10 protein-coding genes are annotated in these 9,867 nt (G+C 60.4%); 2 read left to right on the plus strand and 8 right to left on the minus strand.

The window, feature by feature from the left end:
* Window positions 1–58: 58 nt before the first annotated feature.
* The 3 genes from minE to minC form a co-directional block, all read right to left on the minus strand.
* Window positions 59–313 (minus strand): cell division topological specificity factor MinE, encoded by a 255-nt coding sequence (minE, locus tag D6877_RS08540; protein WP_003223146.1) that lies wholly within the window; start codon window positions 311–313, stop codon window positions 59–61.
* The gene (gene minD / locus D6877_RS08545) at window positions 313–1,125 is read right to left on the minus strand and encodes a septum site-determining protein MinD (protein ID WP_007913953.1); all 813 of its coding nucleotides are present in this window, start codon (window positions 1,123–1,125) and stop codon (window positions 313–315) included. Before minD ends, minE begins: the two co-directional genes overlap by 1 nt.
* 169 nt (window positions 1,126–1,294) lie before the next feature.
* On the minus strand, window positions 1,295–2,032 hold the full coding sequence (gene minC, locus D6877_RS08550) for a septum site-determining protein MinC (RefSeq protein WP_041479318.1): 738 nt from the start codon (window positions 2,030–2,032) through the stop codon (window positions 1,295–1,297).
* A 117-nt stretch (window positions 2,033–2,149) separates the two neighbouring features.
* On the opposite strand from minC, the gene D6877_RS08555 reads away from it, so the two are divergent.
* Together D6877_RS08555 and D6877_RS08560 are read left to right on the plus strand one after the other, a co-directional pair.
* Window positions 2,150–3,082 (plus strand): lipid A biosynthesis lauroyl acyltransferase, encoded by a 933-nt coding sequence (locus D6877_RS08555; RefSeq protein WP_041479319.1) that lies wholly within the window; start codon window positions 2,150–2,152, stop codon window positions 3,080–3,082.
* A gap of 35 nt (window positions 3,083–3,117) precedes the next feature.
* On the plus strand, window positions 3,118–4,290 hold the full coding sequence (locus D6877_RS08560; protein ID WP_130910482.1) for a patatin-like phospholipase family protein: 1,173 nt from the start codon (window positions 3,118–3,120) through the stop codon (window positions 4,288–4,290).
* 91 nt (window positions 4,291–4,381) lie between these two features.
* Here D6877_RS08560 and D6877_RS08565 read toward each other — a convergent pair whose 3' ends face one another.
* The 5 genes from D6877_RS08565 to D6877_RS08585 all read right to left on the minus strand — a co-directional run bounded on the left by D6877_RS08565 (window position 4,382) and on the right by D6877_RS08585 (window position 9,862).
* Window positions 4,382–5,167 carry an outer membrane protein OmpK gene (locus D6877_RS08565; RefSeq protein WP_056784020.1) on the minus strand — a complete coding sequence of 262 codons (786 nt, stop codon included), beginning with the start codon at window positions 5,165–5,167 and terminating at the stop codon, window positions 4,382–4,384.
* A 371-nt stretch (window positions 5,168–5,538) separates the two neighbouring features.
* Window positions 5,539–6,324 carry an outer membrane protein OmpK gene (locus tag D6877_RS08570; RefSeq protein WP_039763797.1) on the minus strand — a complete coding sequence of 262 codons (786 nt, stop codon included), beginning with the start codon at window positions 6,322–6,324 and terminating at the stop codon, window positions 5,539–5,541.
* Window positions 6,325–6,484: 160 nt separating this feature from the next.
* Window positions 6,485–7,837, minus strand: coding sequence for a nucleobase:cation symporter-2 family protein (locus tag D6877_RS08575; protein WP_039763799.1), 1,353 nt, complete (start codon window positions 7,835–7,837; stop codon window positions 6,485–6,487).
* 171 nt (window positions 7,838–8,008) lie between these two features.
* Entirely contained in the window at window positions 8,009–9,322 is a 1,314-nt protein-coding gene (locus D6877_RS08580; protein ID WP_130910483.1) for a urate hydroxylase PuuD, read from the minus strand.
* Between the two features lie 51 nt (window positions 9,323–9,373).
* Window positions 9,374–9,862, minus strand: coding sequence for an ureidoglycolate lyase (locus D6877_RS08585; RefSeq protein ID WP_241662875.1), 489 nt, complete (start codon window positions 9,860–9,862; stop codon window positions 9,374–9,376).
* Window positions 9,863–9,867: the final 5 nt, after the last annotated feature.

The raw sequence follows: 9,867 nt of genomic DNA on the forward strand, positions 1-9,867 counted from the left end.
CGGCGGCTCCTACACGAGCATCAACAGTCCGAGCCGCCGTAGCGACTGCCAAATCGACTCAGCGATCGGGCAGGGTGATGTTGAGTTCCAGAATCGAGCAACTGCCCTGGCTTTCCAGTGCAACATGTACGTCGTCGTTGCCGATGTTGACGTACTTGCGGATCACGTCGACCAGTTCCTTCTGCAAGGCTGGCAGGTAATCCGGCGTGCTGCGCTGGCCGCGCTCATGCGCCACGATGATCTGTAGACGCTCTTTCGCTACCGAGGCGGTACTTGGCTTTTTGTTGGCACGAAAGAAGTCAAAAAGGTTCATTACCTACCTCCAAACAGGCGCTCGAAGAATCCCTTCTTCTCGACATCGAGGAATCGGTGGGCTTTTTCTTTGCCCAGCAGGCGGTCGACGGTATCGCTGTAAGCCTGACCGGCATCGCTCTGGTCGTCGAGGATGACCGGCACGCCCTGGTTGGAAGCCTTGAGCACCGCCTGGGATTCCGGGATGACGCCGAGCAGGGTCACCGAGAGGATTTCCTTGACGTCTTCAACGCCGAGCATCTCGCCCTTTTCAACACGCTCCGGGTGGTAGCGGGTGATCAGCAGGTGTTCCTTGATCGGGTCTTCGCCACGTTCGGCGCGGCGCGATTTGCTCGCCAGCAGGCCGAGCATGCGGTCCGAGTCACGTACCGAGGACACTTCAGGGTTGGTCACGACGATCGCTTCATCTGCGAAGTACATGGCCAGGTGCGCACCTTTCTCGATGCCCGCCGGGGAGTCGCAGACGACGAACTCGAATTGTTCCTTGAGCTCCATCAGGACTTTTTCCACGCCTTCGACGGTCAGCGCGTCTTTGTCGCGGGTCTGGCTGGCCGCCAGTACGTAGAGGTTTTCCAGGCGCTTGTCTTTGATCAGTGCCTGTTGCAGGTTGGCTTCGCCGTTTACCACGTTGACGAAGTCATACACCACGCGGCGCTCGCAACCCATGATCAGGTCAAGGTTACGCAAGCCCACGTCGAAGTCGACGATTACTGTTTTGTGGCCGCGCAGAGCGAGACCGGTACCGATAGCGGCGCTGGTGGTGGTCTTACCCACACCACCCTTGCCGGATGTAACCACGAGAATCTTGGCCAAGGTGTTTCACCCCTAAGGAAGAAGGACTGTTCAGCCCCTGAAAAACATCTCTTGAAAACTACTGCAGTCGGACAGCCTTGGCTGGAATTTGGCTTTAGGCCTTTTTCCTACTTCGTTTGAGCCGTTTTCGCTACGTTTTAGAGATGCTTGGAAAATGCGGCAGTATCCGTTAAAGCCGAATGATGTTCAACACGTCGCCTGACAGGCTGACCTGGACGCCCGAGCCCCACATCGGATCGCGACGCAAATCCTCGGAGACCTTGTAATGACCGGCGATGGAGATCAGTTCAGCGCTCAATTGCTGACAGAAAATCCGTGCCTTGGTGTCACCTTTGACGCCGGCCAGTGCTCGGCCGCGCATCGGGCCGTATACATGGATGTTGCCATCGGCGAGAAGTTCCGCCCCCGGACTGACCGAAGAGACCACGACCAGATCGCCACCCTGGGCATATATCTGTTGGCCACCACGTACTGGCGTGGTGATTACGCGGGTCGGTTTGACCGTCGGCTCAGGGGGCTTTTCCGGCTTCTTTTTGACTTCGGCTTCCGGTGTTTCGAGCGGACGCTCGCGGGCACCGGAGGGCGGTAGCACAGGGATGTCGATGGCGATGGCAGCGGCGATGTCTTCGATGCGGCTGGCGCGAATGGCCAGGGTACGCAGGCCGTGTTGACGGCAGACGCGCATCAGCCCAGGCAGGTCAACCGCGCCCTGATTCGGCGGCAGTTTGTCCAGCGCCAGGACCAGCGGTGCATTGCTGAAAAAATTCGGCGCCTGGGCGACTTTGGCGGCCAATTGCCGATCGAGGCTTTCGAGGTCGTTACGGGCCAGTTCCAGCACAGTGATGGCCAGCATGCTGCCCTTGAGCTGGAATACGGGATCTTGGTCTAACGGGTCGGTTTGGCTCATGTCGGCATACAACGGCTTGTCACTAAAAGTGCCGAGACTTATAACGAGAACGCCCGCGAGCCGCAAGCCGGGTCGAACGATGTAGAATGCGCGGCCACTGTATTTACGGAAGCTTTAATGGATCGCCCGCGTTTTCGAAAAGCATATCTTGCTCCGCGCTTCTGGCCGCTCTGGTGCGGCCTGGGGCTTTTGTGGCTGATCGTGCAGTTGCCGTATCCGGCGCTGCTGACCATCGGTCGAGTTTTGGGCGCGCTGATGTATCGCGTCGCCAGCGACCGGCGAACCATCGCCCGGCGCAATCTGGAATTGTGCTTCCCGGAAAAATCCGCCGCCGAGCGCAAACGCCTGCTCAAGGAAAACTTCGCCTCCACCGGCATCGCCTTTTTTGAAATGGCGATGAGCTGGTGGTGGTCGCGCGAGCGTCTGGCGAAACTGGCCCACGTCGAAGGCCTTGAACATCTGCAGAAAGCCCAGCGCGAAGGCAAAGGCGTGATCCTCATGGCCGCGCATTTCACCACCCTGGAAATCGGCGCGGCGCTGCTCGGCCAGCAGCACACCATCGACGGCATGTACCGCGAACACAAAAACCCCTTGTTCGACTTCGTCCAGCGCCGTGGCCGCGAGCGGCACAATCTCGATTCGCTGGCGGTGGAGCGCGATGACGTGCGCGGCATGCTCAAACTGCTGCGCTCGGGCCGGGCGATCTGGTATGCGCCGGATCAGGATTACGGCGCCAAGCAGAGCATCTTCGTGCCGCTGTTCGGCATTCAGGCCGCCACCGTCACTGCGACGACCAAGTTTGCACGGCTGGGCAAAGCGCTGGTGGTGCCGTTCACGCAGGAACGTCTGGCCGACGGCAGTGGTTATCGCCTGGTGATCCATCCGCCGCTGGAAGATTTCCCCGGCGAAAGCGAGGAGGCCGATTGCATCCGCATCAATCAGTGGGTCGAGAGCGCTTTGCGTGCCTGCCCCGAGCAATATCTATGGGCGCATCGGCGCTTCAAGAGTCGCCCGCCGGGTGAGCCGAAGCTTTATCCCAAGCGCCGTTGATTCACCCGTCCTGACAAGCATCCTGGAGTGTTGCGATGAGTCCTGCTGAACCGGTTACAGGTTTGATTCTTTCCGGCGGCGGGGCTCGGGCGGCTTATCAGGTCGGGGTGCTGGCGGCGATTGCCGAGTTGCTGCCGGTCGGCGCGGACAATCCGTTTCCGGTGATCGTCGGCACCTCGGCCGGGGCGATCAATGCGGTCAGCCTGGCCAGTGGCGCCACGGACTTTCGCGCCGCCATCGAACGCCTGACCCAGTTCTGGCAGGGCTTTCGCAGCCACCGCGTGTTGCGCAGCGACTGGCCTGGAGTCATCCATCAAGCCAGCCGCTTCGTCAGCCACAGCCTGCTCGGTCTCGGTCGACAGATGCCGGTGGCGCTGCTCAACAGTTCGCCGCTGCGCGAACTGCTCGAGGAAAAACTGCACCTGCCCGGCATCGCCGAATCCATCGCGCGCAAGCAGTTGCATGCGGTGGCGGTGACCGCGTTCGGCTACGAATCAGGGCAAGCGGTGACGTTCTATCAGGGCGGCGGCACCATCGACGCCTGGCTGCGGCATCGACGCATTGGTGTGCCGACGCAGCTGTCGGTTGATCACCTGTTGGCCAGTTCAGCGATTCCGCTGTTGTTCGCGCCGGTGAAAATCGGCGAGGAGTATTTCGGTGACGGCGCGGTGCGCCAGTCGGCGCCGATCAGCCCGGCGCTGCATCTGGGTGCCAGTCGCGTGCTGGTGGTGGGCGTCAGCGGCAACCCGCGCGGCGTTGATGCACAGCAGCCGCTGGAGCGCGCCTACAGCGGCCAGCAACCGACGCTCGCGCAGATCGGCGGGCACATGCTCAACAGCACGTTCATCGACAGTCTGGAGAGCGATATCGAGTTGCTGCAGCGTCTGAATCAGTTCAGTCATTTGCTCCCGGCCGGCACGCCGACCCGTGCGCTGGGTGTGGCGCCGGTGGAGGTGCTGGTGATTGCGCCGAGTCAGCCAATCGACGAAATCGCCGCGCGGCATCGCCAGGAGCTGCCAGCGGCGTTGCGCCTGTTTCTGCGCGGGCCGGGGGCGACGAAGACGAGCGGGGCGGGGGTGCTCAGTTATCTGCTGTTCGAGGCGGGGTATTGCAGCGAGTTGATCGAGTTGGGGCGGCGGGATGCGTTGGCCAAGCGCGAGGAACTGTGCCGGTTTTTGCGGATATCTGAAGCGGTGGCTCCTGCCTGAAATCTGCGGTGAGGCCTTCGCGAGCAGGCTCGCTCCCACATTTGAACTCGGTCTGAATGTGGGAGCGAGCCTGCTCGCGAAGCTTTCAGGGTCAGAAGTGGAACTTGACCAGGAAGCTCGTGGTGCTCTGATCGGTCTTGAAGTACTGGCTGTCCTTGATCCCGTACTTGTCCGACCAATAGTCGTACTCAACACCGACATACAACTGCTTCTCGCCGAAATTCAGCGCCTTGCCCAAGTCGTATTTGACCTGCGGGTTGAAGTGCAGGTTGGCGTGGTAGTCGCCCTTGGAATTGGAGTCGTTGTCGACCACCCAGTCCATGAAGCCGTCGATGAGGATGTTCGATTTGCCCACCGGGATGGTGTAGGACCACACCGGGGTGATCTGCCAGACATTGTCACCGGCGCGTGCGCCCTGGGTGTGACGCTGATAGAAGTTCAGCTGGAAGTAGTCGAAGCCCGGGATCGCCAGGTCGAAGCCCGGACCGATCAGGTACGACTCGGTATCGCCTTCACCGAACTCGTAGGTCATGGCCAGCAACACGTCAGTCACCGGGCCGAAGGCCAGTTTCTGATCGAAGATCTTGCCGAACGACAGGCGCGGGCTGAGCTCGCCGTAGTAGGTGTTGGAGCCGACGCCGCCATCATCCTTGCCGTTGTAGAAGATCTTGTCGATGAACAGGAAGTTGTCCCCATACTTCCAGGCATCGGCGTGCTCGAAGGTCACGGTCTGCTGAATGCGCGGGTTGACCTGGAAGTCCTTGCCATACAGGTAGGTCAGGCTGTTGTTCTGCCACTGCAGCAGGCCTTCGGCCATCGCCTGGCCGCCGGCGAACATCGATCCGGCCAGCATCAGGCTGGTGCACATACGTTTCATTCGGTTGCTCCCAAAGTAGGTGTTCCACGTTATTTTTTTAAGTTCGGCGCTCTGTTGTGGCGCCTTTTTTCGTACCGCAAATTTCATCCGATCGGTCAGCTTTGAATGCTGGTAGCAAAAGCTGCGCCAAGGCTTTCGAAAAACCAAAAAACGCCCGTTCGGCTGCTGAAAAACAGTCGACGAGCGTGTTTTCGGGATGCCTCAGGACTGACCGCAGCCGGGATAAGTTGGCTTTTCGGTCAGAAATTGAATTCAGGCTTTTTTTTAGAGCGAATTCGGAAGGCCGCGGAGAATACTGGCTCCTCGGTCGGCGCTCAAGTGCCCCGCAACAGAGCACCGACGACAGGCATGGCGCACGGTTGCGGGCCATCTCAGAAGTGCACCTTCAACAGCAGGCTGGCGGTGTTCTGGTTGGTATCGAACGAGTGGCTGTTTTCAATGCCGTATTTGTTCTTCCAATAGCTGTACTCGGTGCCGACGTACACCTGCTTCTGGCTCCAGCCCATGGCTTTGCCGAGGTCGTATTTGATCTGCGGATTGATGTGCAGGTTGGCGTGGTAGGTGCCGCGTGAGTTTTCGTCGTTGTCGACGACCCAGTCGAGGTAGCCGTCGATCAGCACATCGGAATTGCCCAGCGGGAAGCTGTAGGACCACGCGGGGGTGATTTGCCAGACGCCATCGCCGGGGCGCGGGCCTTCGGTCTGGCGACGGAAAATGTTCAGGGTGACGTAGTTGAAGCCGGGCACTTTCAGATCGAAGCCGGGACCGATCAGGTAGGCCTCGCTTTCGCCTTCGCCATACTCGTAGGTCATCGCCAGCAGCACATCCTTGATCGGACCGAACTCGATCTTGCGGTCGAGGATCTTGCCGAAGGACAGGCGCGGGGTGAACTCGCCGTAGAAGGTGTGCGGACCTTTGTTCGGGTCCTCCTTGCCGTTGTAGAAGATCTTGTCGACGAACAGAAAGTTGTCACCGTACTTCCACTTGTCGGCGTGCTCGAAGGTGACCGTCTGCTGATACGACGGGTTGATCGCGAAGTTCTTGCCGTACAGATAGCTGAGGCTGTTGCTCTGCCACAGCAGCAGATCGCCGGCCATGGCCTGACTCGCGGCCAGCAGGCCGCCACTCAACAGAACGTTGCTTTGCGTGCGGATCATCTGTTGCTCCCTGTTGTTTTTATTGTTTGAGGCACAAGCAGTTGCGTAGTCCCCGGGGGCGAGCCTGCTCGCGAAGCGGTTGTGTCAGTCGCCATCAATGTTGAATGACACAGCGCTTTCGCGAGCAGGCTCGCTCCCACAGGTGGTGTGGTGGTTTCAATCAGTGCGCATGGCAATCATTGATCGCCGCACGCTCCTTGCCGCCGAGGATGTTGAACAGCAGGTTCAGCGTCAGCGCGCTGAGGGTGGCCATGGCGATGCCGCTGTGGGTGATCGGGCTCATCCACAGCGGCAGGTGGGCGAAGAATTCCGGACGCACCACCGGGATCAGGCCCATGCCGATGCTCACCGCGACCAGCAACTGATTGCGGCGGTCACCGATGTCGGCCTCCTGGAGGATCTTGATGCCAGTAGCAGCGACCATGCCGAACATCGCAATCGCCGCACCGCCCAGCACCGCCGGTGGAATCGATGCCACCAGAAACGCCGCTTTCGGCAACAGGCTGAGGACGATCAGCAGGCCGCCAGCAACGATGGTCACCGAACGGCAGCGCACGCCGGTCATCTGCACCAGGCCGATGTTCTGCGCGAACGAGGAGTGGGTGAAGGTGTTGAAGAAACCGGCGAAAAACGACGCGCCGGCATCGCACAACAAGCCACGACGGAGCATGCGCGGGCAGACTTCCTGGCCGGTGATCTTGCCCAGCGCGAGGAACATCCCGGTGGACTCGACGAAGATGATCACCACCACCAGACACATCGACAGAATCGGTGCCAGCTCGAATTTCGGCATGCCGAAATGCAGCGGGGTGACGAACTGAATCCATGGTGCGCTGGCCATGCCGCTGAGGTCGACCATGCCAATCACGCCGCACAGTACGTAGCCCAGGCACATGCCGATCAGCACGGAAATGTTGACCCAGAATCCGCGCATGAAGCGGTGCACCAACAGGATGGTGGCCAGCACCAGCGCAGCGATGGCCAGATAAATCGGCGAACCGAATTGCGCGGCGTCGACCCCGCCACCGGCCCAGTTCACGGCCACGGGGAACAGCGATAAACCGATCGAGGTGATGACCGTGCCGGTCACCAGCGGAGGGAAGAAACGCACGACCTTGGACATGAACGGCGCGATCAGCATGCCGAAAAAACCGGCAGCGATCGTCGCACCAAAGATGCCTTGCAGACCGATGCCGGGCATGCCGGCCATGGCGACCATGCTGCCAACTGCGGCGAAACTGGCGCCCATCATCACCGGCATGCGAATGCCCATCGGGCCGATGCCGAGCGACTGCACGATGGTGGCGATGCCGGCGACCAGCAGGTCGGCGTTGATCAGGAAGGCGATTTCTTCACGACTCAGGCCAGCGGCCTGTCCGATGATCAGCGGCACCGCGATGGCACCGCCGTACATCAGCAGAACATGTTGCAGACCGACCAGGATCAGTTGCAAAAGGGGCAAACGCTGAATGGCGGGTGCGTCGGGGATGCGCGCTTTGGACAGCTCGGACATGCAACACCTCGGATCTTTTTTATTCTTGTGATTAACAGCTGCGGGGTTGCTTGCAGCTGTTTCTTTGCATCAGGGGAAACCGCGTTGCGGCGGCCATTCGCGAGCAGGCTCGCTCCCACAGGGGCTCAAGGTGTCCTTGTGGGAGCGAGCCTGCTCGCGAAGCTTTTTCGCTTAGTTGGTCTGCGCTCCCTGGGCAATCCAGGCACCGATCAGGTCACGTTCCTGCTGGGTCATCTGGGTGATGTTGCCCAGTGGCATGATCTGCGTGGTGATGGCTTGCGCCTGAATGCGCGCGGCGTTCTGGCGGATCTGCTCGGGGGTGTCGAACATCACACCGGCCGGGGCTGCGCTGAACAACGGGCTGGTCGGCTTGGACGAGTGGCACACCGTGCAACGCTCTTGAATCACGTTGTGCACTTTGTCGAAACCGGGGCCGGCATTCGAGGCTTGCGCGGGTGCCGCCGCAGGGGCGGCGGGTGCCGCAGGTTGCGCCGCTTCGGCCGGTTTCGCGCCACCGCCCAGTGCCGTCTCCGGCAGCGGTTGGTACTCGATTTTCGCCGGTGCCTTGGCCACTTCAGGTGCAGTCGACATCGGCGTCGGGCCGGTGACGTAGGCCAGGCAGATCATGCCCACCGCTGCCACCGGCAGGGTCCAGGCAAACTTGTGGCTGTCGTGACGGGTGTTGAAGTAGTGACGCACCAATACCGCCAACACCGCGATCCCGGCGAGGATCAACCAGTTGTACTGGCTGCCGTAAGTGCTCGGGAAGTGGTTGCTGATCATGATGAACAGCACTGGCAGGGTGAAGTAGTTGTTGTGACGCGAACGCAGCAAGCCTTTGGCCGGCAGGGCCGGATCCGGCGTACGGTTCTCGGCAATCGCAGCAACCAGTGCCCGTTGCGCCGGCATGATGATGCGGAACACGTTGCCGACCATGATGGTGCCGATGATCGCGCCGACGTGCAGGTACGCACCACGACCGCTGAACACTTTGCTGAAGCCATAGGCGGCGGCAATGATCAGCACGAACAGGATGAAACCGAGCAGGGCAGGTTTCTTGCCCAGGGCCGAATCGCAGAGGAAGTCGTAGACGAACCAGCCGACGATCAGCGAGCCGATACCGATGGCCACGCCTTCAGGACCGCTGAGGCCGCTGCCGGGTGCCACGAGGTAGAGCACCGGATTGGAGTAGAACACCACGCACAGCAGCGCGATCCCCGACATCCAGGTGAAGTAGGCTTCCCACTTGAACCAGTGCAGGTTGTCCGGCATGGACGGTGGGGCCAGTTTGTATTTTTCCAGGTGGTAGATGCCGCCGCCGTGGATCGCCCACAAATCACCGGCCAGGCCGGTTTTCGGGTTGACGCGGTTGAGGTTGTTCTCCAGCCAGACGAAGTAGAACGACGCGCCGATCCAGGCCACGCCAGTGATCATGTGAACCCAGCGCACGCTCAGGCTCAGCCATTCCAACAGATGTGCTTCCACAGTCTTTACCTCTCGCCTGTCACTCTTGTTGTCGAGTGATCAGACCTTCTCTTATTGGTGGGGGGCGAGGATCAACCGCTCATCCTCTTTGAAAAAATGCTCATCGCAGTTATTGCCTGTGCCACTGCGATCAACCACCAGGAAGTCATCCCGCTTTTCGATCGTCAGCACCGGGTGGTGCCAGACGCCGCGATGGTAATTGATGCCCTGCCTGCCGTTGGTGACGAAGGCGCGGACCAAGCCTGATACAGGTGCATCGCCAACTGGCGCGACCACGATCAGAAAGGGGTTGCCGAGCAGCGGAATGAAAGCCTGGCTGCCCAGCGGATGGCGTTCCAGCATGCAAACGGTCAGCGGCATGTCCTGCGCGTCGGCGCGGAAAATGCTGATGATTGCGTTGTCCTCAGGCGTAGCGGTTTCGACCGTCGCCAGTTTGTGGAAGCGCATGGTCGAACCGTTGTTGATCATGAAGTGATCGCTGCCGTCGGTTTCGATCACGTCACCGAAAGGGGCGAAGGCTTCTTTGGTCAGCGGTTCAATCGTCA

Origin of the sequence: Pseudomonas sp. Sample_9, from assembly GCF_004307535.1 — a bacterium.
Taxonomy (GTDB): Bacteria; Pseudomonadota; Gammaproteobacteria; order Pseudomonadales; family Pseudomonadaceae; genus Aquipseudomonas; species Aquipseudomonas mercuritolerans.

What these genes read in the sequence shown, in the direction of transcription:
- minE (WP_003223146.1), bottom strand. Translation starts at nt 313, where the DNA reads ATGAACCTTTTTGACTTCTTTCGTGCCAACAAAAAGCCAAGTACCGCC.
- minC (WP_041479318.1), bottom strand. Translation starts at nt 2,032, where the DNA reads ATGAGCCAAACCGACCCGTTAGACCAAGATCCCGTATTCCAGCTCAAG.
- D6877_RS08555 (WP_041479319.1), top strand. Translation starts at nt 2,150, where the DNA reads ATGGATCGCCCGCGTTTTCGAAAAGCATATCTTGCTCCGCGCTTCTGG.
- D6877_RS08560 (WP_130910482.1), top strand. Translation starts at nt 3,118, where the DNA reads ATGAGTCCTGCTGAACCGGTTACAGGTTTGATTCTTTCCGGCGGCGGG.
- D6877_RS08565 (WP_056784020.1), bottom strand. Translation starts at nt 5,167, where the DNA reads ATGAAACGTATGTGCACCAGCCTGATGCTGGCCGGATCGATGTTCGCC.
- D6877_RS08570 (WP_039763797.1), bottom strand. Translation starts at nt 6,324, where the DNA reads ATGATCCGCACGCAAAGCAACGTTCTGTTGAGTGGCGGCCTGCTGGCC.
- D6877_RS08575 (WP_039763799.1), bottom strand. Translation starts at nt 7,837, where the DNA reads ATGTCCGAGCTGTCCAAAGCGCGCATCCCCGACGCACCCGCCATTCAG.